The 25,065-nt window shown below is 63.6% G+C and carries 22 protein-coding genes; 6 read left to right on the top strand and 16 right to left on the bottom strand.

What is annotated here, in order from left to right; translation table 11 throughout:
- Nucleotides 1-2: 2 nt before the first annotated feature.
- The 5 genes from EN861_RS03140 to EN861_RS03120 form a co-directional block, all read right to left on the bottom strand.
- Nucleotides 3-206 (bottom strand): hypothetical protein, encoded by a 204-nt coding sequence (locus EN861_RS03140; RefSeq protein WP_127278072.1) that lies wholly within the window; start codon nucleotides 204-206, stop codon nucleotides 3-5.
- Nucleotides 207-459: 253 nt separating this feature from the next.
- On the bottom strand, nucleotides 460-1,410 hold the full coding sequence (locus EN861_RS03135) for a carbohydrate ABC transporter permease (protein ID WP_127278073.1): 951 nt from the start codon (nucleotides 1,408-1,410) through the stop codon (nucleotides 460-462).
- Nucleotides 1,407-2,354 (bottom strand): sugar ABC transporter permease, encoded by a 948-nt coding sequence (locus tag EN861_RS03130; protein ID WP_095771946.1) that lies wholly within the window; start codon nucleotides 2,352-2,354, stop codon nucleotides 1,407-1,409. Before EN861_RS03130 ends, EN861_RS03135 begins: the two co-directional genes overlap by 4 nt.
- 126 nt (nucleotides 2,355-2,480) lie before the next feature.
- A complete protein-coding gene (locus EN861_RS03125) occupies nucleotides 2,481-3,812 on the bottom strand; it encodes an ABC transporter substrate-binding protein (protein WP_127873006.1) in 1,332 nt (443 codons plus the stop codon).
- Between the two features lie 254 nt (nucleotides 3,813-4,066).
- Nucleotides 4,067-4,756 (bottom strand): PIG-L deacetylase family protein, encoded by a 690-nt coding sequence (locus EN861_RS03120; RefSeq protein ID WP_127281014.1) that lies wholly within the window; start codon nucleotides 4,754-4,756, stop codon nucleotides 4,067-4,069.
- Nucleotides 4,757-4,782: 26 nt separating this feature from the next.
- Between EN861_RS03120 and EN861_RS03115 the strand changes: the two genes are divergently transcribed.
- From EN861_RS03115 to nhaA, 5 genes are all read left to right on the top strand, one after another.
- Nucleotides 4,783-5,673 (top strand): DMT family transporter, encoded by an 891-nt coding sequence (locus EN861_RS03115; RefSeq protein ID WP_135862302.1) that lies wholly within the window; start codon nucleotides 4,783-4,785, stop codon nucleotides 5,671-5,673.
- A 55-nt stretch (nucleotides 5,674-5,728) separates the two neighbouring features.
- Entirely contained in the window at nucleotides 5,729-8,191 is a 2,463-nt protein-coding gene (gene hrpB / locus EN861_RS03110; protein ID WP_135862299.1) for an ATP-dependent helicase HrpB, read from the top strand.
- A gap of 330 nt (nucleotides 8,192-8,521) precedes the next feature.
- Nucleotides 8,522-9,853: an ActS/PrrB/RegB family redox-sensitive histidine kinase gene (locus tag EN861_RS03100; RefSeq protein ID WP_135862295.1), complete on the top strand. Its 1,332-nt coding sequence runs from the start codon at nucleotides 8,522-8,524 to the stop codon at nucleotides 9,851-9,853.
- A gap of 65 nt (nucleotides 9,854-9,918) precedes the next feature.
- Nucleotides 9,919-10,482, top strand: a complete 564-nt coding sequence (locus EN861_RS03095; RefSeq protein ID WP_015314185.1) for an ActR/PrrA/RegA family redox response regulator transcription factor — start codon at nucleotides 9,919-9,921, stop codon at nucleotides 10,480-10,482.
- 298 nt (nucleotides 10,483-10,780) lie between these two features.
- Entirely contained in the window at nucleotides 10,781-11,974 is a 1,194-nt protein-coding gene (gene nhaA / locus EN861_RS03085) for a Na+/H+ antiporter NhaA (protein WP_135862292.1), read from the top strand.
- Nucleotides 11,975-12,037: 63 nt separating this feature from the next.
- Here nhaA and EN861_RS03080 read toward each other — a convergent pair whose 3' ends face one another.
- The 3 genes from EN861_RS03080 to cueR form a co-directional block, all read right to left on the bottom strand.
- The gene (locus EN861_RS03080; RefSeq protein WP_167531471.1) at nucleotides 12,038-12,538 is read right to left on the bottom strand and encodes an MmcB family DNA repair protein; all 501 of its coding nucleotides are present in this window, start codon (nucleotides 12,536-12,538) and stop codon (nucleotides 12,038-12,040) included.
- Nucleotides 12,539-12,621: 83 nt separating this feature from the next.
- Nucleotides 12,622-13,092, bottom strand: coding sequence for a nucleoside deaminase (locus tag EN861_RS03075; RefSeq protein WP_127873015.1), 471 nt, complete (start codon nucleotides 13,090-13,092; stop codon nucleotides 12,622-12,624).
- A gap of 155 nt (nucleotides 13,093-13,247) precedes the next feature.
- Complete coding sequence (cueR, locus tag EN861_RS03070) at nucleotides 13,248-13,757, bottom strand: Cu(I)-responsive transcriptional regulator (RefSeq protein ID WP_127873016.1); 510 nt, start codon at nucleotides 13,755-13,757, stop codon at nucleotides 13,248-13,250.
- A gap of 226 nt (nucleotides 13,758-13,983) precedes the next feature.
- Between cueR and EN861_RS03065 the strand changes: the two genes are divergently transcribed.
- Entirely contained in the window at nucleotides 13,984-14,601 is a 618-nt protein-coding gene (locus EN861_RS03065) for a L,D-transpeptidase (RefSeq protein ID WP_135862290.1), read from the top strand.
- Nucleotides 14,602-14,797: 196 nt separating this feature from the next.
- Here the strand turns inward: EN861_RS03065 and EN861_RS03060 are convergent, their stop codons facing one another.
- The 8 genes from EN861_RS03060 to EN861_RS03020 form a co-directional block, all read right to left on the bottom strand.
- Nucleotides 14,798-15,367, bottom strand: a complete 570-nt coding sequence (locus EN861_RS03060) for a NifU family protein (RefSeq protein WP_027142904.1) — start codon at nucleotides 15,365-15,367, stop codon at nucleotides 14,798-14,800.
- 146 nt (nucleotides 15,368-15,513) lie between these two features.
- Entirely contained in the window at nucleotides 15,514-16,005 is a 492-nt protein-coding gene (locus tag EN861_RS03055) for a universal stress protein (RefSeq protein WP_010913128.1), read from the bottom strand.
- A gap of 119 nt (nucleotides 16,006-16,124) precedes the next feature.
- Nucleotides 16,125-17,192, bottom strand: a complete 1,068-nt coding sequence (trpS, locus tag EN861_RS03050) for a tryptophan--tRNA ligase (protein ID WP_127277841.1) — start codon at nucleotides 17,190-17,192, stop codon at nucleotides 16,125-16,127.
- Nucleotides 17,193-17,468: 276 nt separating this feature from the next.
- On the bottom strand, nucleotides 17,469-19,070 hold the full coding sequence (gene murJ / locus EN861_RS03040; RefSeq protein WP_127873018.1) for a murein biosynthesis integral membrane protein MurJ: 1,602 nt from the start codon (nucleotides 19,068-19,070) through the stop codon (nucleotides 17,469-17,471).
- A 46-nt stretch (nucleotides 19,071-19,116) separates the two neighbouring features.
- Nucleotides 19,117-21,918, bottom strand: a complete 2,802-nt coding sequence (locus tag EN861_RS03035; protein WP_127277843.1) for a [protein-PII] uridylyltransferase — start codon at nucleotides 21,916-21,918, stop codon at nucleotides 19,117-19,119.
- Between the two features lie 88 nt (nucleotides 21,919-22,006).
- Nucleotides 22,007-22,804, bottom strand: a complete 798-nt coding sequence (locus EN861_RS03030) for a glycosyltransferase family 25 protein (protein ID WP_135862964.1) — start codon at nucleotides 22,802-22,804, stop codon at nucleotides 22,007-22,009.
- Between the two features lie 259 nt (nucleotides 22,805-23,063).
- Complete coding sequence (locus EN861_RS03025; RefSeq protein ID WP_127277845.1) at nucleotides 23,064-23,867, bottom strand: glycosyltransferase family 25 protein; 804 nt, start codon at nucleotides 23,865-23,867, stop codon at nucleotides 23,064-23,066.
- A gap of 317 nt (nucleotides 23,868-24,184) precedes the next feature.
- Nucleotides 24,185-24,997 (bottom strand): glycosyltransferase family 25 protein, encoded by an 813-nt coding sequence (locus EN861_RS03020; RefSeq protein ID WP_135862286.1) that lies wholly within the window; start codon nucleotides 24,995-24,997, stop codon nucleotides 24,185-24,187.
- Nucleotides 24,998-25,065 lie beyond the last annotated feature (68 nt).

The raw sequence follows: 25,065 nt of genomic DNA, 5'->3' as shown, positions 1-25,065 counted from the left end.
GATTATTCCGGGAACTTGGAGACGATGATGAACATCACCGTGCCGGCAAGCATGGTGATGAAGGAATAGGTGTAGAGCGACAGCGCGAAAGGCTGGAACAGCATCAGGAAGCCGATGGCGATCAGTGCCGTCGCTATGTTTTCCATCAGCCCGCGCCTTGCCCAGCGTGGCCAAGATGGGCGCTTGGAGATAACCGAGCGGCTCATGCGTTCCTCCCCTCCTTCTCCCCGTTCACAGGGAGAGATGGTTGCCAGGTGGTTCCCCTACTCCGTCGCTGCTTTACAGCGCCACCTCTCCCCCCTCCGGAGGGAGAGGAAGGGAGCCTGGCTGAATGAAGTTCGCGCCCTTCCTCTACCCCGTCGATCGGGGGGTCCGAAGGACGGGCGAGACCCGCGGCTCGCCCCGGCAAGGTGTCGAGCGAAGCTCGACGGAGTGGGGGGCGACTTTGTGCCAAGGCCATCATTTGCGCACCGCGCCGAAGGTGATGCCGCGCAGCAATTGCTTGCGGAGCAGGATGGTGAAGACAAGGATCGGCACCAGGAAGATCGTCGTGCCGGCTGCCACCGCCGGCCAGTCCTGGCCGCCTTCGCCGATGATGGTCGGGATGAAGGGCGGCGCGGTCTGTGCCGTGCCCGAGGTCAGCAGCGCGGCGAACGCATACTCGTTCCAGGCGAAGATCAGGCAGAAGATGGCGGTCGCGGCGATGCCGGTCGTGGCCTGCGGCAGCACGGTGCGCCAGAATGCCTGCAGCCGCGTATAGCCGTCGATCATCGCCGCTTCCTCGTATTCTCGCGGGATCTCGTCGATGAAGCCTTTGAGCAGCCATACCGCCAGCGACACATTGACCGCCGTGTAGAGCAGGATCATGCCGAGCGCGGTGTCGGACAGGCCGAGTTCGCGGTACATCAGGTAGATGGGAATAGCGACCGCGATAGGCGGCATGAAGCGTGTCGACAGGATGAAGAACAGAAGGTCGTCGGCGAGCGGCACCTTGAAGCGCGAGAAGCCATAGGCCGACAGCGTGCCGAGAAAGACGGCGCAGAAGGTCGAGCCGAAGGCGATGACCAGCGAATTGATGAAGCGCGGCAGGAAGTTGGATGGTCCGGCGATCACCATGTTGCGCTTGCGCACGGTCTCGTCGCAGAAGCCAGTCGCCGGCCCCAGCGAATTGATGTATTCCGGCGTCTGCCTCGTGCGCGTGGTGAACAGGTTGCAGTAGCCCTCGATGCTCGGCTGGAACACGATCTTGGGCGGATAGGCGATCGAATCCGGCGGCGTCTTGAAGCTGGTGGCGAAGATCCACAAGAGCGGCACGATCGAGATCAGCGCATAGGCGATGATGATCGCGCCGGCGATGCGCTTCGAACTTGCCGAGGGGGCGACGACCGAATGGGCTGTGGTCAGGCTCATCTCTGCTTCACCTTGTTGAGCGCCTTGACGTAGATGTTGGCGAGACCGAACACCGCGACGAACAGGATGATGGCGAAGGCCGAGGAATAGCCGGTGCGCCAGCTTTCGAAGGCTTGCCGTTTCAGCGTGATCGAGGCCACCTCGGTGGTCGAGCCCGGCCCGCCGCCGGTCAGCAGATTGACCATGTCGAACATCTTGAAGTTCTCGATGCCGCGAAACAGCACCGCCAGCATGATGAAGGGCAGCGCCATCGGCAGTGTGATCGACCAGAACTGCCGCCAGTTGGAGGCGCGGTCGACCTCGGCCGCCTCATAGATATATTCGGGGATCGAACGCAGGCCCGCGAGGCAGATCAGCATCACGTAGGGCGTCCACATCCAGGTGTCGACGATGATGATCGACCACGGTGCCAGCGAGACGTTGGAAAGCATCTGGATGCTTGTCGGCGGGATGCCCGACACGAACGAGATGACATAGGAAAACAGGCCGATCTGGGGTTCGTAGAGGAAGCGCCAGAAATTGCCGACCACTGCGGGCGACAGCATCATCGGCACCAGGATCAGCGTCGTCCAGAAAGCGTGGCCGCGGAACTTCCTGTCGATCAGCCAGGCCAGCGTGAAGCCGATCAGCGTCTGCAACAGGATGGTCCAGAACACGAAATGCGCTGTCGTTTGCATGGCGATCCAAATGTCCTGGTCGCCGAGGATGCGCTGGTAGTTGGCGAAACCGAGGTTCTTCACCACCTCGTTCGGGCGGTTGGCGCGAAAATTGGTGAACGACAGATAGATCGCCCAGAACAGCGGGAAGATATTGATGGCGAGCAGCAACAGGATCGTCGGCGAGATGAACAGCCAGGCGAGGCCCTTGTCGCTGATGCCCCGGACCTTGCGCGCCAACGGTTCCGGGGTCGCCCGGGCAACGTTCTCCGCGGTCCGATTGAGCATGGTAAGTCCTGCTTCGGTCACTTGGGTCGTCTCTATCATGGAATTTATCTGAACTGCGTCCCGTGCCAAGGGCGGCACGGGACGCTTGGGCCTGGCTCGGGAGGAGCCGGTTACATCTTGCCCCAGTTACATCTTGCCATCGTCCTGGAACACTTGCGTCCAGTCCTTGACCAGCCCGTCGAGCGCATCCTTGGCCGAACCCTGGCCGGCGACGACATAGTCGTGGAAGCGCTTCTGCGAGGCCTGCAGCAGCGGCGCGTAGCTCGGCTCGGCCCAGAAGTCCTTCACGATGGCCATCGAGTCGAGGAAGGTCTGAGCATAGGGCTGGCTTGCGGGGAATTTCGGATCCTTCACCACCGCGTTCAGGCAGGAATAGCCGCCGAGCGACCACCACTTGGCCTGCACGTCCTTGTTGGCGAACCACTTGATGTATTTCAGCGCCGCTTCCTGCTTGTCGGAATAGGACACCACCGAAATGCCCTGGCCGCCGAGCTGGGCGAACTGGTCGCCGTCAGGACCCTTCGGGTTGACGAAATAGCCGATCTTGTCGCCGCCGACATTCTCGTCCTTCTGCAGGCCCGGCCATGTGAAGGCGAAGTTCATGTGCATCGCCACCTGGCCGGATTTGAAGGCATCGACGCCTTCACCCATGTAGCTGTTCGAGGCGCCGGGTGGGGTGCAGCAGTCATAGAGAGCCTTGTAGAATTCCAGCCCCTTGACCGATTTCTCGGAGTTGACGAAGCCTTCCATCTCGTAGGGCTTCTTCGGGTTTTCGTACTGGAAGCCATAGCTGTAGAGCACGTCCATCGCGCCCATGGTGATGCCTTCGGAACCGCGCTCGGTGTAGATCGAGGCGCCGTAGACCGTCTTGCCGTCGATCTGCCGCTTCTGGAAGAATTCGGCGATCTGCTTCAACTGGTCGAAGGTGGCAGGCGGGCCGAGATCCCAGCCATACTTCTCCTTGAACTCCTTCTGCAGTTCGGGCTTGGAGAACCAGTCCTTGCGATAGGTCCAGCCGACGACGTCGCCCATGGCCGGTAGCGCCCAGTAATTCGGCGTGTTCTTCGGCCATTCGGAATAGCCCACCACGGTCGCCGGTACGAAGTCGTCCATGCTGATCTTCTCCTTGTCGAAGAAGTCGTTCAGCTTGACGTAGTGGCCGTTCTCGGCCGCGCCGCCGATCCACTGGCTGTCGCCGATGATCAGGTCGCAGAGCTTGCCGTGCGAGTTCAGCTCATTGAGGAAACGGTCTGCATAGTTGGTCCACGGCACGAATTCGAATTTCATGCCGATGCCGGTTTCCTTGGTGAAATCCTTCGACAGTTCGACAAGCGCGTTGGCCGGGTCCCAGGCGGCCCAGCACAGCGTCAGGTCTTCAGCGTGCGCGGCGTTCGAGACGGCTGTCGACGCTGCAATCGCAGAGGTCAGTCCCAAAGCCAGTTTAAAGCTCGATTTCATGCCTTCCTCCCATTTGTGAAACACGTCCGGATGACGGTTTCAAGAACTCTCAACCTCTCTCCTCAGAGGCCCAAACATGGCGGCATCGTCGCGCCGCAGATGTTTAGTAATTTGTTTAGTGATGCTCTTTTTACTAAACAACGCAAGCGAATTCGTTGCTGCGCCGCAGCATGTTTGCGCCGGTATCTGAAAACGTTGGGAAAAGCGCCGAGCGCCGGTCGGATGATCGCGGAGTGTGGACGTGCTCCGAGGGGTCAGTCGACCCGCCTGGTGCTCATCATCACCGTCCGGATCGGGGGCGCCGGCGGCAGCAGCGCGCGGATATCCCCGAAGGGAAACATCGGTTCGAAGCGAAAGGCTTCAGCCTGCGACCCCGGTGCGCCATTGCATTGGCCTGAGCGAAAAAGGTTTTGCGTCCGGGCGATATCTACGAAGCGATCCGGGTCCTGCGACTGGTGCATGCGGATTGCCCTGGCCTTGATCTCGGCATGGGCGGAAACATCGACATAGTGCGTCGGCGAGAATCCGGTGCCGCCCATCGTGTCGGCATGCAGCACGGGGACGCCGAACGACGCCGCGATGCGCACCCCGTCCGACAATGCGCGGTGGTCGGCGTGGTAGTCGTTGGGCGCGTGCGTGATCACGAGGTCCGGCCCGATTTCGCTGATCAGCGTTTTCAGCGCATCGATCAGGGCGGCATCCGCCACTAGGCCGCCATCGGGAAAGTCGAGAAAGCGCGGCGCGGCCCCGAGCAGCGCGGCCGAGGCCATCGCTTCCTCGCGGCGGACACGAGCCAGAACGGAGGGATCGCTCTTGCCGCCCCTGGCACCATGGGTGGCCACGGCAAAAGTGAGTGCTGCGCCTTGCGCGGCATAGGCGGCCATCGTACCGAACATGAAGATCTCGATGTCGTCCGGATGCGCACCGAGCGCCAGTATTTTCAACTATTCTCTCCCGGAAATGAAAAAACGTGCCGAACGGAATCCTGCTCGCCCTCATCGCCTATGCAAGCTATTCGTGCAGCGATGCCGTTATCAAGAGCCTGGGCGGCCAATTCACGGTGTTCGAGATCGGCTTCTTCTCGACATTGTTCGCCGGCTGCTTCCTTTTCTTCAGCCGGCCGGCCAGCGAGCGCTGGCGTGATTTCTGGCGCACCAAACGTCCCTGGGCGGTGCAGGCGCGGGCCTGGGCCGGCATCGCATCAGGCGTGCTCAGCGTCTATGCCTTCACCACCATTCCGCTGGCCGAGGCCTATGCGCTTATCTTTCTGGCGCCGCTCTGCGTCACCATTCTTTCCACCGTGATCCTCAAGGAGAAGGTTGGCCCCTGGCGCTGGCTGGCGGTGGTCGCCGGCTTCGCCGGCGTCATGCTGGTGGTCAGGCCAGGCTTTCGCGAGTTGCACCTAGGCCACCTTGCCGCTTTCATCATCGCTTTCCTCGCCGCCACCAACGTCATCCTGATGCGTTCGCTGGCGCAGCGGGAAAAACGCACAACCATTCTCGGCGTACTGATCGGGTACGGACTGCTGTTCAACGGCATCGGTGCCGCCGCGACCTCCTTCACCGTTCCGGATGGAAAGCAGCTGGTCTGGCTGGTGATGGCGGGCGCCTTCACCGCAGGCGGACAATTGCTGCAATTGCTGGCCGCCAAATACGCCCCCGCCAACCGGATCGCGCCGACGCATTATTCGCAGATCGTCTGGGCGGTGATCCTCGGCGCGCTGTTCTTCCACGAATACCCGGACTGGCTGTCGCTTGTCGGCCTCGCGGTCGTCGGCGGCTCCGGCCTGCTGACCATGGTGCGCGAAGAAGTGCGGCTGGGTACGGTGCGCTGGAACCCGTTTTCGCGCGCCCGGCTTTGAGTTGCCGCGGTCCGATAAGTTGCACCGCCCCCGTGACGGCTGATATGCGGGCCCAATGACGACCAAATCCTTGCCGGAGCTTCCAGTATCCGCCGTGCTGCCCGCGCTGAGCGAGGCGCTCGGCTCCGGCAACAGCGCCGTGCTGGTGGCGCCACCCGGTGCCGGCAAGACCACGCTGGTGCCGTTGGCGCTGCTCGACGCGCCCTGGCTGGGCACGGGCAAGATCGTGTTGCTCGAACCGCGCCGGCTGGCCGCCCGCGCCGCCGCGCGGCGCATGGCCGAATTGCTGGGCGAGGAACCGGGCGCCACGGTGGGCTACGCCATGCGGATGGAAAACCGCACCTCGGCACGGACCAAAATTCTGGTCGTCACCGAAGGCGTTCTGTCGCGGATGGTTCTTGACGACCCTGAACTGCCCGGCGTTTCGGCAATCATTTTCGACGAATTCCACGAGCGCTCGCTCGACGGCGATTTCGGTCTCTCTCTCGCCCTCGACGTGCAGGGCGCACTACGGCCGGATTTGCGTCTGCTGGTGATGTCGGCGACGCTGGACGGCGCACGGGTCGCGAAACTCCTGTCGGGCGCGCCGGTGATCGAAAGCCAGGGCCGCGCCTTCCCCGTCGATGTCAGCTATGATGAACGGCCGGCTGGCATCGCCATCGAGGATGCCATGGCCAGAGCGATCCGAGCGGCGCTTGCCGAGGAGAGCGGCAGCGTGCTTGCCTTCCTGCCCGGCCAGCGCGAGATCGAGCGCACCGCCGAGCGGCTGTCCGGCCAGGTCGGCGCCGACACCGATATCGTCCCGCTCTATGGTCAACTCGACGGCAAGGCGCAGGACGCGGCGATTAAGCCGGCACCGGCGGGCCGCCGCAAGGTGGTGCTGGCGACCTCGATCGCCGAGACCTCGATCACCATCGACGGCGTGCGCGTCGTCATCGATTCCGGCCTGTCGCGGCTGCCGCGCTATGAACCGGCCAGCGGCCTGACACGTCTGGAGACAGTTCGCGTCAGCAAGGCTTCCGCCGACCAGCGCGCCGGCCGCGCCGGGCGCACACAGGCCGGCGTCGCCATCCGGCTGTGGCGGGCCGAGCAGACGGCGGCACTGCCCGCCTTCACGCCGCCGGAAATCCTCGAGGCGGACCTTTCCGGCCTGCTGCTCGACTGCGCCGCCTTCGGCGTCGCCGATCCAACCAGACTTGCCTTCCTCGATCCGCCGCCGGCGCCGGCGCTCAATGAAGCAAGGGCGCTGCTGCGCGCGCTCGATGCCATCGACGAGGCCGGGCGCTTGACGGAAGCGGGCGCTTCGATCCGCAAGCTCGCCTTGCCGGTGCGGCTGGCGCATATGGTCGCCGAGGCGGCCGGCAGCGGTCATGCCGGCGAGGCGGCCATGCTTGCGGTGTTGCTCACCGAACGCGGCCTTGGCGGCGACGGTGCCGATCTCGAACGGAGGCTGATGCGCTTTCGCGGCGAGAAATCGCCACGTGCCACGTCGGCGCGCCAGCTTGCCGAGCGCCTGGCCAGGCAGGTCGGCGATGCGAAGACCAGCGGAGCTGTTCACGCCGGGACCCTGCTCATCCATGCCTGGCCGGACCGCGTCGCCAAGGCGCGCGGCGAGCGCGGCCGTTTCGTGCTGGCCAATGGCTCCGGCGCCATGCTCGACGCCGCCGATCCGTTGGCGGGCGAACCCTTTCTGGTCGTCGCCGACCTCCAGGGCAAGGCGCAGAATGCCCGCATCACGGCGGCGGCGGCAATCAGCGAGGAGGATATCCGGTCAGCCCTTGGCGGCAAGATCGAAACGCGCAGGCAGACGAGTTTCGATCGCGAGCGCCGCGCCGTGCGGGTGCGCGAAACCGTGCGCCTCGGCGCCATCACACTCGCCGAACGTATGCTGCCGGCGCCGGTCGGCGCCGATGCCGACCGCGCTATTCTTGAGGCGTTGCGCGAGCATGGGCTTTCCCTTTTGACCTGGAGCAAGGAGGCCCAGACGCTGCGCCAGCGGCTGTCCTGGCTTCACAAGGGCTTAGGCGCGCCCTGGCCAGACATGTCGGATGAAACGCTCATCGAGCGCCTCGATGACTGGCTGCTGCCGTTTCTGTCCGGTGCGGCGTCCCTGGCTGCCATCGATGCTGGTGTGATCCCGGCCGGGCTGTCGTCGCTCGTGCCGCATGACCTGCAGCGCAAGGTCGATGCGCTGGCGCCGACCCATTTCGACGTCCCGTCGGGCAGTCACGTGCCGATCCGCTATGACGGCGAATGGCCGGTTCTGGCGGTCCGCGTCCAGGAACTGTTCGGCCTCGACCGCCATCCTTCGATCGCCAACGGCACCGTGCCGTTGACACTCGAACTGTTGTCCCCCGCGCACCGGCCGATCCAGACGACGCGCGACCTGCCCGGCTTCTGGCGCGGCTCCTGGGCCGATGTGCGCGCCGACATGCGCGGCCGCTATCCCAAGCATGTCTGGCCGGAGAATCCGCTGCTCGCCGCCGCGACCGCCCGCGCCAAACCGCGCGGGACCTAGCCATGGGCGCTTTGGCGGGCCGCTTGGGTCAGCGGGACTTCCCTCGAAAATTTCGCGAAAGCATCAATCACTTCGTCATCCACGGGCGAAGCAAGGAGCGTAGCGACGCGGCGCAGACCCGAGGATCTATGCCGCGACTTCAAGGTGGCTACGTCGGCGCGGAATCCTGCCCAGTCGCACCAGGTCGAAGGTCACGGAATGGATCCCAGGGTCTCCGCGACGGAGCTACGCTCCTGCTCCGCCCTGGGATGACGAAGTTTTGAGGCCTCGGCCAATCCCGAATGTCCCTTTGCGCCGCTACTAGCGCTGTCCATCCCGCGGCTGTAATCCATGGCCATGATCAACATCCTGAACACGCCCGATTTCCAGCAGAGCCAGCGGCTGCGCCTCAACACGCTGATCCGGCTGCGCTGGCTTGCCATTGTCGGCCAGAGCCTGACGGTTCTTGTCGTCGCCTACGGCCTGAAATTCCCGCTGCCGGTCAGCCTGTGTTTTGCGCTGGTCGCCTGTTCGGCCTGGATGAACCTGTTTCTGGCCTTCCGGTTTCCGGCCGCGCATAGACTCACCCCGTTCGCCGCCTTCGGCATCCTGATCTTCGACAGCCTGCAGCTTGCCGGCCTGCTCTACATGACCGGTGGCCTGACCAACCCGTTCTCGCTGCTGATGACCGTGCCGGTCGTCATTTCGGCGACGTCGCTTCCCCTTCGGCTCACCGCCATCCTTGGTGGGCTGGTGATGATAGCGGCGACCTTGCTGGTCTTCCGCCATCTGCCGCTGCCCTGGCATGAGGACGCGCCGCTGGCCATGCCCTTCGTGTATGTTGCAGGCATGTGGATGGCGGTGCTGTCGTCCATCGCCTTCACCGCCATGTACGCCTTTCGGGTGGCCGCCGAGGCCCGGCTTCTGGCCAACGCCCTGGCCGCCACCGAACTGGTGCTGCAGCGCGAGCAGCATCTTTCCGCGCTCGACGGGTTGGCTGCCGCCGCCGCGCACGAACTCGGCACGCCGCTCGCCACCATCACGCTGGTCGCCAAGGAAATGGAGAAGGCGCTCGGCACCGATCCGAAATACGGGGAAGACGTGAAGCTGCTGCGCTCGCAGAGCGAGCGCTGCCGCGAAATCCTGAAACGCCTGACCAGCCTGTCGTCGGAGGGCGAGGCGCATCTGTCGCGCCTGCCGCTGACCTCGCTGGTCGAGGAGGTCACCGCGCCGCATCGCGACTTCGGCATTTCGATCAAGCTCCGCCCCGGCGACCGGACCGGGCCGGAGCCTGTCGGGCGGCGCAATCCGGGTGTCATCTACGGCCTCGGCAACCTGGTCGAGAATGCCGTCGATTTCGCCCGCAACAGCGTCACCGTGCGCTGGAGCTGGGACGAGGCGATGGTCTCCTTCTCGATCACCGATGACGGCCCGGGTTTTCCGCCCGAGATCATCGACCGCATTGGCGAGCCCTATATGTCGACACGCCAGGGTACGGAAGCTGGCGGCGGCCTCGGGCTCGGCCTGTTCATCGCCAAGACTTTGCTCGAACGGTCTGGCGCCACGCTCGATTTTCGCAATTCGAGCGGCCTCGGCGAAGGGGCGGTGGTGCGGATTTCGTGGCCGAGAAATGTCTTCCTGAACCCGCAATCGTCCCCGGCGACCATGTTTGACACTGCGTAAATTGGACAATAGCCCCGCAAAACTATATCTGCGTAAAAATAAGGCAGCAGGAATTTTTTAAGACGATGACAGGCGATGAAAACAGTGGGCCTATGGTTGAAGGCGAGGACACCTCGCTTCTGATCGTCGACGACGACAAGCCGTTCCTGACCCGTCTGGCCCGTGCCATGGAAACCAGGGGCTTCGTGGTCGAGACGGCGGAGAGCGTCGAGGAGGCCGTGGGCAAAGCCCGCGCCAATCCGCCCGCCTATGCCGTGGTCGACATGCGGCTGGGCGACGGTAACGGCCTCGACGTGGTCGCCGCCATCCGCGAGAAGCGCGAGGATTCCCGCACCATCATCCTGACCGGCTACGGCAACATCGCCACCGCGGTGACGGCGGTGAAACTCGGCGCCGTCGACTATCTTTCGAAGCCCGCCGATGCCGACGATGTCTTTGCCGCACTGACCCGCACCACCGGCGAGCGCGCCGCCCCGCCGGAAAACCCGATGTCGGCCGACCGTGTCCGCTGGGAACATATCCAGCGCGTCTACGAAATGTGCGAACGCAACGTCTCCGAGACCGCGCGCCGGCTCAACATGCATCGCCGCACGCTGCAGCGGATCCTGGCCAAGCGCGCGCCGCGCTGAGGCGCGTCAACCACGCGGAGCATCAGACCAATACCAGTTTACAACGCGCAGCGGAGACCGCCTATTAGACAGGTCAGTGCCGCCCCTCATTGCTCTGCCTGGCGTTTCTCCCCGTACGGGGAGAAAGCGGCCCACCGCAACGCGGCGCCATGTTGCGACATCGGCGGTTGGCGAAATCGGCGATAACAGCGCCCCTCTCCCCGTCACTATACGGGGAGAGGATGCCGGCAGGCAGGTGAGGGGCAGCGCGACGCTTGGACAATGAAATCCGCCGAGCAGGCGGCATGACGGAGGCGACATGCAGGATCAGAAGCAAAGGCCGGTTTCCGTCTTCCGCGAATTCCTCGACAGCGAGGCGGCCGGCGGCATCATCCTGATGGTGGCGGCCGCCCTTGCCCTGATCGTCGCCAATTCGCCGCTCGGCGAAACCTATTTCGCCGTTCTCCACGCCTATCTCGGCCCGCTCAGCGTCTCGCACTGGGTTAATGACGGGCTGATGGCGGTGTTCTTCCTGCTCGTCGGGCTGGAGATCAAGCGCGAGATGCTGGATGGCCAGCTCTCGACCTGGCCGCGCAGGGTGCTGCCCGGCATCGCCGCGGCAGGCGGCATGGTGGTGCCGGCGCTGGTCTATGTCGCCGTCAACAGCAACAATCCGGCCGCACTGTCCGGCTGGGCGATCCCGACCGCCACCGATATCGCCTTCGCGCTTGGCGTGCTGTCGCTGCTCGGCAGCCGCGTGCCGGCTTCACTGAAGGTCTTCCTGACCGCGCTTGCCATCATCGACGACCTCGGCGCGGTCATCATCATCGCCATATTCTACACCAGCGGCCTGTCGCTGGCCTATCTCGGCGCGGCCTTCGCCGTCATCGCCGTGCTTGTCGTGCTCAACCGCATGCGGATGATGAGCCTGGTGCCCTATCTCGTGCTTGGCGCCATCCTGTGGGTGCTGGTGCTGAAGTCGGGCGTCCATGCCACACTCGCCGGCGTTGCGTTGGCGCTCACCATTCCGCTCGAACGCTCCGCCGGGATCGGCCACGATCTCGACCATTCGCCGCTGCACCGGCTCGAGCATGGCCTGCACAAGCTGGTGGCGTTCATCGTCATCCCGATCTTCGGCTTTGCCAATGCCGGCGTTTCGCTCGCCGGCCTGAGTTTCGGTGCCCTGATCGAGCCGTTGACGCTGGGCGTCGCGGCCGGTCTCGTCGTCGGCAAGCTGGTCGGCGTGTTCGGCTCCTCCGCGCTCGCCATCCGCTTCGGTCTTGCAGACCTGCCGGCCCATGCAGGCTGGATGCACATGCTCGGCATCTCGCTGCTGTGCGGCATCGGCTTCACCATGAGCCTGTTCATCGGCCTGCTCGCCTTCGCCAGCGACATGGCGCTGCAGGACGCGGTCAAGGTTGGCATTCTCGCGGGTTCATTCGTTGCCGCGCTGCTTGGCGCCGCCCTATTGCTGATGGCGCCGGCGGCGGGTGGGGATGAAGTGGGGGAGTAGAGCGGGTTTTGCAGGCCTTGGTTCTGCGAAGCTGCCGTTGACACTTGGCGCAATTGCCAGCCGCTACTCGCTTTCCCCCTCGAGCACCGGCACCGCGACACCCGCAAGCTCCGCCGCGAGCAGCCGCGAAGCACCGGCACGCGCGATGCGCAGCATCAGCGCCTTGCGCGTCGCAGCCGCCATGCGGTGTTCGGGTGCGTCACGCAGGATTTCAGCGCCATAGCCGTCGGAGAGGATGAACCCGCACTCTTCCGGAAAAATCTCCGCCGGCACACCGGGATGGGTGGCGAAGAAAAAACGGTCGGAATGTAGCCGGTAATCAGGCCATTTGCGGTCGACGCGAAAATCCTCGATCGAGGATTTGATCTCGATGATCCAGATGTCGCCCTGCCGGGTCAGCGCCACGAGGTCGGCTCGGCGGCCGGTGGCCAGCGACAGCTCAGGCAGTACATGCGCGCCCATTTGCATCAGCAACCGCTGCACGCCGCGCCGCACCAGCATGGCGCGCTCGGACTGGCGGCCGTCGATCAGAGGATTCAGGGGAATCGGGGAGATGATTGGCATGGCAGGCACCATGCCAGATTTTGTTCACGGTTTGAACCCGGCGATTGGATATTTGACAACCCACCCCTTGGCGCGAAGAACCACTACCGCTGCCAGAAGCCACGGTGCACCGAGACCAGTTCGTCCGCAATTTCGGGGAAGGGGCCGTGAACCTCGATCTTCTTCTGTCCAGAGCCGAGCACAATGCGCGAGGACAGGCTCATCGTCGGGTTTTCGGGATGGTCGCCAGTCAGCGCGAGGAGTTCGGTTTCCTCGAAGCCGTAGACCAGCCGGCCGATATTTGCCCAGTAGAGCGTTCCGGTGCACATCGCACAGGGCTCGCCGGTCGAGACCAGCGTGCATGTCCAGAGAAACTCCGGCGAATAGGCTGCCGCCGCGCGCCGGGCAAGTTCGGTCTCGGCATGATGCACGGTGTCGATATTGCCTTGGCGCATGAGGATCGCGTCATCGGGGCCGACTAGAACAGCACCGAACGGATGGTGGCCGTGCGCGGCAGCCTCGCGAGCGACCGCATCGGCGGCGCGAAGGTGGGCGAGCATCTGGTCGCGGGTCATGCGGTCTCTCCGATCACCGGGGTCACCGGTCAGTGGGACAGCTGCAGTGCTTATATCCTACGCTCATATTAGAGCGTGCAATATACCACACGAACCAATGCTGACAGCAAGGTCGCTCGCACCGCCAACAACCACGGCGGAATCCAGCCAATCGGTCATGAGGCGGGACCAGGCTTTGAGGATCTCGGCCTATCCGGCTTGTCGCCCGTCGCACCCTGGCGTTGACCACCGTCTTCAATACGCTGTCCATCGATCCTGCGCTGGGGTTTGTCGCTGACTAACGCCCCCGCCATATCATCCAGGATCGGGCAGTCCGGCCGCTCGTCGCCATGGCAGGCGTGGACGAGCTTCTGCAGTGTCGAGCGCATCGATTGCAATTCGCGCACTTTCTCCTCGATGGCCGTGACATGGGCGGCGGCGATCGCGCGCACGTCGTGGCTGGCGCGGCCGCGATCCTTGTAGAGCGCCATCAACTGGCGGCAATCGTCTATGGAAAAGCCGAGATTGCGCGCGCGGCGCAGGAAGGCCAGCCGGTGGATGTCGTCGCCCGAATAATCGCGGTAGCCATTGGCGGCGCGCGCGGGCGCGATCAGGCCGATCTCCTCGTAGTAACGGATGGTCTTGGCCGGCAGGCCTGAGCGGTGGGCGGCGTCGCCGACATTCATGGCGGGTCCTCGATTTTGCGGGGCCTGTGATTCAGGCCTCATTGAATTTCCTTCACAATCCGGTGAAGTATGTTGCCGAAATGCCATAGTGATACGCATACCAGCACGTAAGTCCCCGCATATAGGCATCGTGTGCTTGGCAAGCAAAGCAAATGCCAGCATGAATGATGGCGAGAAAGCGGCCGACTCGTGCCGCTCCAGTTTGGGCAGGGCACCGGATCACCACATGCGCATGAAGTCGCTTGCAATACTTGGCGCATTGGCGCTGTCCACCGCTATTGCCGGTTGCAGCACCATCGGCGGGCAGATCTTTTCCAACGACTATGGCGCGGTGACCGATGCCGGTTACCAGCTGCCGCGCATCCCGATCGAGAAGGTGCCCTCGAAGTACCATCGCCAGGAAGTCAGCTACGACACCAAGGAAAAGCCGGGCACCATCATCGTCGATACGCAGAACAAGTTCCTGTACTTCGTCGAGGGTGACGGCCGGGCCATCCGCTACGGCATCGGCGTCGGCCGCGAGGGCTTCGAATGGCACGGCACCGCCCATATCGCCATCAAGCGCGAATGGCCGACCTGGACGCCGCCCTCGCAGATGATCAAGCGCCAGCCCGAACTCGCCAAGTTCGCCGGCGGCATGGATCCAGGCCTGAAGAACCCGCTCGGCGCGCGCGCCATGTACCTGTTCAACAAGGGCGGCGACATGGGCTACCGCCTGCACGGCAGCCCGGAATGGAACTCGATCGGCAAGGCCATGTCGTCGGGTTGCATCCGCCTGATGAACCAGGATGTCATCGACCTCTATGATCGCGCCGAGGTCGGCGCCAAGGTCATCGTTCTTTAGGCCATGGTGCCGGAAAGCCTGTCCGCTTTTTCGGCATATCGTGGTTAAATTGGAAGTCACCTTTCATACGCGGACCGTCTAGGCAACAACGGACGTCCCAAACAGAAAACCGGGCAATTCGGCCCGGTTTTTTGTTGTTCGCGGATAGGATGTTTCAGGCCGCGCTCGCAGATCGACTGGCGGCGCGGAAGAAGAATCAGGAAACCTGTTCGACCTGCTGTACTTCCGGCACGAAATGGCGAAGCAGGTTCTGGATGCCGTGCTTCAACGTCGCCGTCGAGGACGGGCAACCGGCACAGGCACCTTTCATGTGCAGGAACACGGTGCCGTTCTCGAAGCCACGGAAGGTGATGTCGCCGCCGTCCTGGGCGACCGCCGGGCGCACGCGCGTGTCGAGCAACTCCTTGATGGTGATGACGAGCTCCTCGTCGGCCTTGTCGTAGAATTCGCCCGTCTGGCTGGTCTCGGCGGCGGGGCCGGCCTTGGCCATGACAGGCGCGCCGGACATGAAATGCTCCATGATGGCGCCGAGGATCGCCGGCTTCAGGTGCTGCCAGTCCGGACCGTCCTTCGACACGGTGATGAAATCATAGCCGAAGAACACGCCGGTGACGCCAGGGATTTCGAACAGCCGCCCAGCCAGCGGCGAGGCCGTCGCCGCACTGTCAGCATCGCGGAAATCGGCGGTGCCTTCGAGCAGCACTTCCTTGCCAGGCAGGAACTTCAACGTCGCCGGATTGGGCGTCGACTCGGTCTGGATGAACATGGCCGTCTCCATGCCCGTTTTGGGCAACTAGTTTGGAATAGTTCTAAATAGGCTCTATCGGCGGGACATTCAAGCGAAACGCATCGCCGGAACGGCCGGCCGGCGGAATGTTTTTGCTGGCTGGGGGGCTGAATCCCGGGCGGGCCTCAGGCGAGGCTGTCGATTTCCTCATCCGACAGATTCTGCGGTACAACGGTGACCGGAATGGGGAAAGCGGCACCCTTGCCGGCCACGGCACCGACCAGCGGGCCCGGCCCTTCCTTGCCGGCGCCGGCCGCCAGCACGAGAATGGCGATGTCCTGGTCTTCCTCGATCAGCTTGTGGATCTCTTCGGTCGGCTTGCCTTCGCGCACGACCATCTCCGGTTCGATGCCGAGCTTCTGGCGCACCTTGTTGGCGTAGCCGTCCAGCGCCGCGCGCGCCGTGGCGTTCGCCTCCTCGCGCATGATCTTCTCGACGCCCAGCCAGTGCTGGAAGTCGTCCGGCACGATGACATAGAGCAGCACCAGCGTGCCGCTGGTGCTCTGCGCCCGCTTCGAAGCGTAGGCGACGGCGCGTTCGCATTCCGGCGTGTCATCGATGATCGTCAGGAATTTCCTGCGATGACCGGCTTCGCGGCTGAGGCGTTTGGAGACCATGTCTATCTACTCGGTATCTTTTCGGCCGCAATCTGCCACCGCGGCAGGCCGGCGGCAAGCCGCCGGCCATAGGCCAGTATGTCTTGGGCCGGTACGAGGCGGCGCATTGACGATCGGGCTCAGCCCTGCAGCAGCCCGATAATGTCGCGCACCGTCTTCATAGTCGTCTCGGCGAGCACGCCGGCGCGTTCGCCGCCATCCCGGAGCACCGCGTCGACATAGGCGCGGTCGCCCTGGATGCGGCGCATCTCGCTGGCGATCGGCGCCAGTTTCTCCACCGCGAGATCGGCCAGCGCCGGCTTGAACACGGAGAATTGCTGGCCGCCGAATTGCTTCAGCACATCGGCCTTCGACATTTCCGCGAGGCCCGCATAGATGCCGACCAGGTTCTCCGCCTCGGGCCGGCTTTCCAGTCCGTCGACCTCGCTCGGCAAGGCCTCCGGGTCGGTCTTGGCCTTGCGGATCTTCTTCGAGATGGTGTCAGCATCGTCGGTCAGGTTGATGCGCGACAGATCCGATGGGTCCGACTTCGACATTTTCTTCGACCCGTCGCGCAGGCTCATGATGCGCGCCGCCGGGCCGCCGATGACCGGTTCGGTGATCGGGAAGAAGCCGTTCACCGTCTCCTCGCCAACCTGCATCTCGACGCCGACACCAAGACCGGCGATGCGGTTGGAGAAATCGTTATTGAATTTCTGGGCGATGTCGCGGGTCAATTCCAGGTGCTGCTTCTGGTCCTCGCCCACCGGCACATGGGTGGCGCGATAAAGCAGGATGTCGGCCGCCATCAGCGAGGGATAGGCGAGCAGGCCCAGCGAGGCGTTCTCGCGGTCCTTGCCGGCCTTGTCCTTGAACTGCGTCATCTTGTTCATCCAGCCGATGCGCGCGACGCAATTGAAGATCCAGGCAAGCTCTGCATGCTGCATCACCCGCGACTGGTTGAAGACGATGTGCTTCTTCGGGTCGATGCCGGAAGCGAGGAACGCCGCGGTGATCGACCGCGTCTGGTCGGCAAGGTCGTCATGGACGAGCTGGGCGGTCAGCGAATGCAGGTCGACGACGCAGTAGATGCAGTCGGACGTATCCTGCAGGGCGACGAATTTCTTGATGGCGCCGAGATAGTTGCCGAGATGCAGATTGCCGGTCGGCTGGACGCCGGAGAAGACGAGTGGCTTGAAGGCGGACATGGATTTCCTCGTGGCTTGTGGAGGGCCGTTTCGCACGCGGCGAAAGTCTTTCGACGGCGCGCTTATGAACGAAGGGGCGGACGGGATCAAGAGGCGGAAGTTGGGCCGCTGGGCGGATGACTTCGTCCTGACAGGTTCGCGCCGCCCCTCATTGTCCTGCCGGACATTTCTCCCCGTATAGTGACGGGGAGAAAAAGCGCCGTAGCCCGCTCAGCCTCTTTCTCCCCGTTCTACGGGGAGAAATGCCCGGCAGGGCAATGAGGGGCGGCGCAGACACTATAAATCCTGGGACGGGTCCTTGACCGCCGCCTTGCCTGAGCCACGTTTCACATTCCTGCGGATCATGCCGAAATCGGCGCCGCCCGTGGCGAACGCCGTGACGAAATAGAGCGTCGCCCCGCCCGCCACCAGCGCCAGCACGGTCGTTGCCTTGATCACCAGCGGCGAGCCCGGTCCGAGCCTGACGGCGAAATAATGCTCGGCGAAATAGAGGGCGACCCCCATTACCACCGCTGACAGCACGAGGCGCGGAATGCGTTTCAAGAGCGGAACGTCGCGACCCCAATGGCCGCGCCGGATCAGCACGGCAAGCAGCATCAGCGCGTTGACCCAGCCGGCGACGGCCGACGCCACGGCGATTCCGGGCGCGCCCATCCTCGGGAACAGCGTCAGCGCGGTGGCGACGTTCACCGCCACGGAGATTGCGGCGAAGATCATCGGCGTGCGCGTGTCCTCGCGGGCGAAATAGCCTGGGGTGAAGGCCTTGATCAGGACGAAGGCCGGCAGGCCGAGACCGAAGATCGCAAGGATCGCCGCCACGACAGGGGTCGAATGGTTGGCGGCGAAGGCGCCGCGCTCGTAGACCAGCCGCACGATCGGCTCCGACATCACCCACAGCGCCGCCGCCGCAGGCAAGGTCATGAAAAGGGTGAATTCGACGGAGCGGTTCTGCAGATTGGCAGCCTCGATCAGGTTGCCCGACTTCAGCGCCCGCGACAGCTCGGGCAGCAGGACGATCGCCACCGCGACGCCGACGACACCGAGCGGCAGCTGGTAGACGCGGTCGGCATAGGCCAGCGAGGAGACGGCACTGTCCTGCGCCGAGGCGATGGCCGTGCCGATCAGCTGGTTGATCTGGGTGATGCCGCCGGTGATCGCCGCCGGCAGCGCCAGGATCAGGAGCCGTTTCACGTTCGGCGTCATCTTCGGCCGGCGGAAGCCGATCGAGATGCCGGCATTGCGCACCGCCACCCAGACGATGGCGAGTTGCACCATGCCCGCCGCCAGTACGCCCCAGGACAGGGCGAAGCCGACAGCATGTGCATCAAGCCCATGGTACCACGCGTAGCCAAGCACGCTGATCAGGATGATGTTGAGGAAAGCCGGCGCGATCGCCGCCGCGAAATAGCGGCGCAGCGAGTTCAGCATGCCCGCCATCATGGCGGCGAGCGACATGCAGATGAGATAGGGGAACATGATCGTCGCAAGCGTGACGGTCGTCTCGAACTTGCCCGGCGTGTCGGCGAAGCCCGGCGCCACCAGGTAGCGCACGATCAGCGGCATCGCCAGTTCCATGGCGATGGTCAGCACCAAGAGCGCCGAGAACAGGACCCCGAACACTTCTTCCGAGAAACGCTTGGCGCCGTCGGTGCCGTGCGTCTCGATTTCCTTGGCGAACAGCGGCACGAAGGCGGCGTTGAAGGCGCCCTCGGCGAACAGCCGGCGAAACGTGTTGGGGAACTGGAAGGCGGCGTTGAAGGCGTCCGCGACCGGTCCGGTGCCCAGAGCGGCTGCCATCAGCATCTCGCGGCCGAAACCGAGCGCACGGCTCATCAACGTGCCGGAAGCGACGGTAGCGAATTTCTTGACGAGACTCATGCGTTCGCAGACTGCCTGTGGGAATGGAAGAAGGAGATGATGGCCGTCACTCGGCGGCTGCCCTGGCCTTGCCGCCGCGTTCGAGTGCCGCGCCTTCGAGCGTCGCTATCAATCTGTTGCGAATGGTGGCGATGCGGGCCGGGCTGTCGATCTTCTGGCCGGTGAGGTCGGTGACATAGAAGGTGTCGATGACCTTCTCGCCGAAAGTGGTGATGTGCGCCGAGGCGATGTCGAGCGACAGGTCGGACAGCGTCCCGGTGATTTCCGACAGCAGGCCGGGCCGGTCGAGCCCCTCGACCTCGATGACCGAAAACCGGTTCGACAACGCGTTGCGGATTTCGGCGCGCGGCGGGATCTTGAACACCTTGGATCCGCGCCTTGGCTTGGTCCGTTTCTCGATCATTTCCGGCAGCCAGCTCTTGCCCGACAGCACGTCCTCGATCAGCTTGCCGACGCGCTCGGCGCGCCGGCGCTCGTCCTCGTCGCGGTCGAACTCCCTCGATATCAGGATCGTGTCCAGCGCGCGGCCGTCCGACGTGGTGAAGATCTGCGCGTCGACGATGTTGCCGCCGGCGCCGGCGCATGCCCCGGCAATGACCGAGAGAAGACGGGGATGGTCCTGCGCCAGCACGGTGATTTCGGTCACCGCCTCGAACTGGTGGGTCTTGACCATGGTGGCGAGCTTGTTGCCCGCCGCGTCCGCCTCGCGGATGAATTCGGCGTGGCGAAGCTGGTCCGGCAGGTCCACGGTCAGCAGGTAGTTTTCATAATGCAGTCCGACATAGCGCTTGCGCGCCTTGTCGGGCCAGTCGGCGAGCGCCTCCGCCAGGCGTTCGCGTGCCGCCGCCGTGCGCTGGGCGCGCGAGACTTCCGAAAAGCCGCCGGTCAGCAGCAGTTCGGTCTCGTAGTAGAGCGTACGCAGCAACTGGCCCTTCCAGCCGTTCCACACGCCCGGTCCGACGCCCCGGATGTCGCAGACGGTTAGGATCAACAGCATCTTCAGCCGCTCGACCGACTGCACGATCGAGGCGAAGTCCTCGATCGTCTTGCGATCGTTGAGGTCGCGGGTCTGCGCCGTCATCGACATGACGAGGTGGTTCTCGACCAGCCAGGCGACGGTTTCCGTATCGGCCGGCGAAAGCCCCATATGCGGGCAGATCCGCCTTGCGATCCTGGCGCCGGCCTCGGAATGGTCTTCAGGCCTGCCCTTGGCGATGTCGTGCAGCAGCACGGCGACATAAAGCGCCTCGCGGCTCTTCTTCAGGCCCGGCATCAGCGAATGCGACAGCGGATGCACCTTCTCGCCATCGCCGCGCTCGATCTCGGCCAGCACGCCGATGCAGCGGATCAGGTGCTCGTCGACCGTGTAGTGGTGGTACATCGAGAACTGCATCATGGCGACGATCTTGCCGAAATCCGGGATCAGCCGGCCCAGCAGCCCCGCCTCGTTCATGCGCCGCAGGTTGAGTTCGGCGTTGCGGTCCGAGGTCAATATGTCGAGAAACAGCCGGTTGGCTTCCTCGTCGCGCCTGAGCGACTTGTTGACCAGGCCGAGCGAACGGGTGAGCAGTTTCAGCGCATCGGGATGGAATTCCAGCCCGTGCTTGTCGGCGAACCAGAACAGCCTGAGAAGATTGACCGGATCGCGCTCGAACACCTGGTCGTCGGCGATGTTGATGCGATGGTTGTCGACGATGAAGTCTGACGTCCCGGCCAGCTTGCGCTTGCGGCGCTGGAAGGTCAGGAAGATGCGGTTGAAGCCGGGAACGTGCTTGGCCTGCTCCTCTTCCAGCGCGGCGCAGAAGATGCGGGTCAGGTCGCCGACATCCTTGGCAACGAGGAAATAGTGCTTCATGAAGCGTTCGACCGCCGACAGGCCGGGATGGGTCGTATAGCCGAGCCGTTCGGCGATCTCGCGCTGGATGTCGAAATGCAGCCGCTCCTCGGCCTTCCCGGTGAGGAAATGCATGTGGCACCGCACCGCCCACAGGAAATCCTCGGCCTTCTGGAACTCGCGATACTCGGCCTCGGTGAAGACGCCTTTCTCGACCAGTTCCTCGCCGGTGCGCACGCGGTAAAAATACTTGCCGATCCAGAACAGCGTCTGCAGATCGCGCAACCCACCCTTGCCGTCCTTGACGTTGGGCTCGACCAGATAGCGGCTTTCGCCGGCCTTGGCATGGCGCTCGTCGCGTTCGGCGAGCTTGGCCTGCACATATTCCGGGCCGGTCGTGCGCACCACCTCGTGGTCGAAGCGCAGCATCAGCTCATCATAGAGCTTGCGTTCGCCCCACAGGAATCGCGCCTCCAGGATCGAGGTGCGGATGGTGATGTCGGTGCGCGACAGCCTGAGGCACTCATCGATGTTGCGGGTGGCATGGCCGACCTTCAGCCCCATGTCCCACAGCATGTAGAGCATGTACTCGACCGTTTGTTCGCCCCACGGCGTCTGCTTGTAGGGCAGCAGGAACAACAGGTCGATGTCGGATCCCGGCGCCAGCGTGCCGCGGCCATAGCCGCCGACGGCAACGACCGCCATGCGTTCGGCCGAGGACCGGTTCTTCACCCGGTAGACATGCGTCGCGGCAAAATCGTAGAGCGCCCGGATCAGTTCGTCCATCAGGTGCGACAGCCGTTCGGCGCAGGCGTTGCCGCCGCCATCTTGCATCAGCATGGCCTCGGCTGTCTTGCGGCCCTCGGCGAGGCGCCCCTTGAGAAGCTGAAGAACGGCGGCACGGATGGCCTGGCTGGAACCGTCGCCGGCGCTGGCCGCGGTCAGCGCCGTCATCTCGCGGCGCAAAGCGTCGCCGTCGATCAGTTCATCGAGCTTCAGGGAGATTTTCGCCATGGATACCGGTCGGCCTTGCCTTTTGGGCGGCGTCTATAGCGTGTTTTCTCGGCGCTGGGTATGGCCTGCTGTCAATCCGGCAAACGCTCTAGTCGTTTGCCTCGACTGGAGCGAGCGGGACGACAATCCGCCGCCGCAGCTTAAAGAAATCGGTGATCCGCCGCGCTGCCCGCCCGGCTTCCCTGCTGATTCTCGCGGTTGTCGGCTTCCTGTGCTTTGTCATAAGTCCACTCGCGGTCCGCGCGGCGTCCCGTTCCGGGGCAAGCAGGCTTGGCAGCCCGTCGCCAATGAACTGGTCCTGCGCGCAGAGCGCTGGAACGAGTTGGTAGACAGTCTTGCCGGCTGAGATAGTGGGGTCGAAGATGAGATCATCGACAGCTATGTTGACCTGCGCCGTTGCTTCCAGGAAGTCGCATGCGGTTTGCCGCGAGAGGAGATAACCCCCGGCCCCGGGATGGCCCTTGCGGAGCCGGACCATGGAAAAACCGTTCCTGGCGGAAGTCCTTCTCCTTTGAATGACGGTTCTGGAAAAGAACGTCTCGAGCTTCACGACGTCCGCGTCTGCTGGCACCCAACTCGTATCGCCAAGCAATGCACCGGCTTTGCCAGAGAAGACCATGTCGTCCTCGAACACAACACCGTACGGGGCGTCGCCCTTGGCAATGATCGTCCAGCAGGCGCGATGGCTGTGCAGGCAGGCGATCTCGCTGCCGGAAAGAGGCCGGATGGCGTGTATCGCGTGCTGCGGCTGCAGCACCAGGTCGGGATGTTGCCTGGCATCGATCCCGGCGACTCGCTCAAACCCGATGCCGATGCGGGCAAATTCGGCGGTCATATGGGCAAGCCGCTCGGGAGAACGATCGAGATTGATGACAAGGCACTTCATATCGCACGCAGGCTTTACCTTCAGCGGATCGCCAGAGCCGTCTAGCACGTGAAGGTCTAGGGATTGCTGATCATTTCTGGGGCTAATTTGCGGTGCGACGAAATGAGCGCGGCTAAAACAGGGCGTGAGCCTTCATTCGAAGCAGCGTCAGAGATCAATCCTGGCGAGCTTCAGCAGGAATTTCGACACGGGCACCGAAAGGCCTGCCTCCTGCTTTCGCGGCGTGGGCACGGGCACGCCGGCGGTAGCGGCAAGAGATCTAACGTCCGGCTTCGGGCGGATCGAGCGGGATAACCGCGTGTCGCCGCAACTGGCAGTAGTCGAGGATCCACTCGGCGACCCGCCTGGTCTCCACCGCTACCTTTTTCGACAATGGCCTTCGGCGTTTTTCGGCCTGCCCGCTCGCGGTCCACTCGGCTTGCCGTTCCTGATGGAGCAGGCTTGGCAATCTGTTGCGCAGGAACTGGTCCTGCGCGCAGAGCGCGGGAACAAGCTGGTAGATCGTCTTGCCTGCTGCCGTTGCGAATGCGGGGTCGAAGATGAGGCTGTCCACCGCCACGTTGACCTCCGCGCTTGCCCGCAGAAGGGCGCGGGCCGCTTGCCTGGAAAGCAGGTAGCCTCCGGATCCTATGTGGTTCTTGCGCAGCCTGGACACGGAAAATCCCGGGCCGACGGAGATGCCGGCCCGATGGATGACCGTTCTGTGGAAGAATGTCTCCAGCTTGACGATATCGGCGTCGGCCGGAACCCAGCCCGTATCGGCAAGCAGCACACCGGCTTTCGCGGAAAACACAATGTCGTCCTCGAACACGGCGCCGTAGGGCGCGTCGTCCCGCGCAATGATGGTCCAGCAGGCGCGGTGACTGTGCAGGCAAGCGATCTCGCTGCCGAATAGGCGTCGCTCGGCGTACCGGGCATGCTGGGGCTGCAGCACCAGGTCGGGATGTTGTCTTGCATCGACCGCCGCGACGCGCTCGAACGCGATGCCGATGCGGGCAAACTCGGCGGTGATATGGGCAAGTCGATCCGGGGATCGATCGAGATTGATGACCAGGTACTTCATTTTCGGATAAAATCTATACTTCCAGGAGACTGTCGCCGCCCTCTAGCACAGATGGTGCCCGGTCGCATGATTATTTCGTCAGGAATCCCGAAGGAGCAATGCAACGAGCAGCGACGAAGCGGCTCTTGAGCTTCCGGTTACTAGATCGATGACCCGTTTCTGGACGCAGGACAGGGTTTCTATTTCGTGACATCGGACGCGAAACGGAATTCGATTCGGTTGCTCGACAGCATCTTGGCGAGCTGGGTGGAGCTGCCCTGTGGCGGCATTTACGCCCGGTTTCGGCGGCGCTGTGAGTGGGTCCCGGAGAAGCCTGGTTAATCCCTTGGCCCCGGCGAAGCGAGAGGGATGACGGTCCGTCGCCGCAACTTGCAGAAATCGACGATCCATTCCACGACCCGCCCGATCTCGATCCTGATCTTCTCGGTCATCGGCCGCCGGCGTTTTGTCATCAAGCCGCTGGCGAGCCATTTGCATTCGCGTCCGTGGTCGAGCAGGCTTGGCATCCCCAGCGCCCTGTCGCCGAGGACTTGATCCTGTGCGCACAGTGCCGGGACAAGTTGGTAGATCGCGTTGCTCGACCATGTCGCGAACGCCGGGTTGAAGATCAGGTCATCGGCGGTCAGGTTGATCCTTTCGGTCGCCTCGAGAAGATCGCGCGCGGCCTGCCTGGAGATGATGTAGCCCCCGGTTCCCGGATGGAACTTGCAGAGCCTTGACACGGAAAAACCATGACCGGCGGAAATGCTCATCCGCTGGATTATGGTCTTGCTGAAGTACGTCTCCAGCTTGACGATGTCGGCGTCGGCCGGGATCCAGCCGCAGTCGGCAAGCAAACAACTGGCATTCGCGGAAAAGACCACGTCGTCCTCGAAGATGGCGCCGTAGCGCGCCTCGCCCCGCGCCAGGATCGACCAGCAGGCACGATGGCTGTGCAGGCAGGCGATTTCGCTGCTCGATAGTTGCCGGGGTCCATACATTGGATGCTGAGGTTGCTGTTCGAGTTCGGGATGGCTGTGTCCGTCGACCGCCACGACGCGCTCGAACGCGACGCCGATACGGCCGAATTCTGCTCTCATATGGGCAAGTCGGTCCGAGGACCGATCGAGGTTTATGACCAGGCACTTCATTGTCGACCGAAATCTAGCGAGATGAACGTGATGCGGCGAGTAATATTAGCAAGCAAAGTTTTAGCACG

It is taken from the genome of Mesorhizobium sp. M8A.F.Ca.ET.218.01.1.1 (assembly GCF_004791165.1).
GTDB lineage: Bacteria > Pseudomonadota > Alphaproteobacteria > Rhizobiales > Rhizobiaceae > Mesorhizobium.
Note: the sequence above shows the minus strand (reverse complement) of the source record. Positions and strands in the feature narration are given on the sequence as shown.

Coding starts and splice junctions, on each gene's coding strand:
- EN861_RS03130 (WP_095771946.1), bottom strand. CDS start 2,354: ATGCTCAATCGGACCGCGGAGAACGTTGCCCGGGCGACCCCGGAACCG.
- EN861_RS03025 (WP_127277845.1), bottom strand. CDS start 23,867: ATGAAGTACCTGGTCATCAATCTCGATCGATCCCCGGATCGACTTGCC.
- EN861_RS03100 (WP_135862295.1), top strand. CDS start 8,522: ATGGCCATGATCAACATCCTGAACACGCCCGATTTCCAGCAGAGCCAG.
- EN861_RS03060 (WP_027142904.1), bottom strand. CDS start 15,367: ATGTTCATCCAGACCGAGTCGACGCCCAATCCGGCGACGTTGAAGTTC.
- EN861_RS03075 (WP_127873015.1), bottom strand. CDS start 13,092: ATGACCCGCGACCAGATGCTCGCCCACCTTCGCGCCGCCGATGCGGTC.
- EN861_RS03125 (WP_127873006.1), bottom strand. CDS start 3,812: ATGAAATCGAGCTTTAAACTGGCTTTGGGACTGACCTCTGCGATTGCA.
- EN861_RS03055 (WP_010913128.1), bottom strand. CDS start 16,005: ATGGTCTCCAAACGCCTCAGCCGCGAAGCCGGTCATCGCAGGAAATTC.
- nhaA (WP_135862292.1), top strand. CDS start 10,781: ATGCAGGATCAGAAGCAAAGGCCGGTTTCCGTCTTCCGCGAATTCCTC.
- cueR (WP_127873016.1), bottom strand. CDS start 13,757: ATGAATGTCGGCGACGCCGCCCACCGCTCAGGCCTGCCGGCCAAGACC.
- EN861_RS03020 (WP_135862286.1), bottom strand. CDS start 24,997: ATGAAGTGCCTGGTCATAAACCTCGATCGGTCCTCGGACCGACTTGCC.
- trpS (WP_127277841.1), bottom strand. CDS start 17,192: ATGTCCGCCTTCAAGCCACTCGTCTTCTCCGGCGTCCAGCCGACCGGC.
- EN861_RS03080 (WP_167531471.1), bottom strand. CDS start 12,538: ATGCCAATCATCTCCCCGATTCCCCTGAATCCTCTGATCGACGGCCGC.
- EN861_RS03035 (WP_127277843.1), bottom strand. CDS start 21,918: ATGGCGAAAATCTCCCTGAAGCTCGATGAACTGATCGACGGCGACGCT.
- EN861_RS03135 (WP_127278073.1), bottom strand. CDS start 1,410: ATGAGCCTGACCACAGCCCATTCGGTCGTCGCCCCCTCGGCAAGTTCG.
- EN861_RS03140 (WP_127278072.1), bottom strand. CDS start 206: ATGAGCCGCTCGGTTATCTCCAAGCGCCCATCTTGGCCACGCTGGGCA.
- hrpB (WP_135862299.1), top strand. CDS start 5,729: ATGACGACCAAATCCTTGCCGGAGCTTCCAGTATCCGCCGTGCTGCCC.
- EN861_RS03030 (WP_135862964.1), bottom strand. CDS start 22,804: ATGAAGTGCCTTGTCATCAATCTCGATCGTTCTCCCGAGCGGCTTGCC.
- EN861_RS03065 (WP_135862290.1), top strand. CDS start 13,984: ATGCGCATGAAGTCGCTTGCAATACTTGGCGCATTGGCGCTGTCCACC.
- EN861_RS03095 (WP_015314185.1), top strand. CDS start 9,919: ATGACAGGCGATGAAAACAGTGGGCCTATGGTTGAAGGCGAGGACACC.
- murJ (WP_127873018.1), bottom strand. CDS start 19,070: ATGAGTCTCGTCAAGAAATTCGCTACCGTCGCTTCCGGCACGTTGATG.